1 protein-coding gene is annotated in these 543 nt (G+C 57.8%); it reads left to right on the top strand.

Translation table 11 applies throughout. From position 1 onward, the window contains the following. Nucleotides 1–22: 22 nt before the first annotated feature. On the top strand, nt 23–543 hold a 521-nt coding region (locus tag ACKGJN_RS16715; protein WP_409540700.1), incomplete at its 3' end, for a hypothetical protein.

Here is a 543-nt window from a genome sequence, read left to right as displayed (position 1 = left end):
CACTGGCCCGGTAAACTCGTCCTTGATCGGAGGCGATCCGATCGAGGCTTTGACCACAGTAGCGGGCGACATCTACAATCTGCCGCTCTGGATTGCGGATGGCCTAGCGGAGAAGCTAGCAAGCGGGAACGTGCCCGCGGGCGATAACATCGCAGAGGAAATCCTTAGCGCCTATTTCCGATGTATCGATGCGCGCTATCGCTCTACTTGGAGCGACTCCTCCATACAGGTGCCGGCCTTGCGGCTACTTCTGAAGGAAGCAAAGGTCGACGATCATGTTCCTGCTTTCGAGCAGGCATTCATGCAGGTCGTCGCGCAAGATTTTGCCGCCGCAGTGGCTGAAGACTTGTTTGAGACGCTGGATCTTGGTTCCAAGGATATGCTGAAGACTCCGGAATCAGACAGCACTCATTCCGAATGGCAGACTTGGGCCAATGCACTGCTGGCGCTGGCGACTGCACTCACCACAGATAGCGGCGCTGAGGCCCTTCTCCTTGCGCTCGGTGATCGAATGACGGGCCTCCCGGATAGTGCGCGCTGGCT

The organism is Gillisia xinjiangensis, from assembly GCF_046298265.1.
In the GTDB taxonomy this organism is placed as follows: Bacteria; Bacteroidota; Bacteroidia; order Flavobacteriales; family Flavobacteriaceae; genus Gillisia; species Gillisia xinjiangensis.
This window is presented reverse-complemented; position numbering and strand designations above follow the sequence as displayed.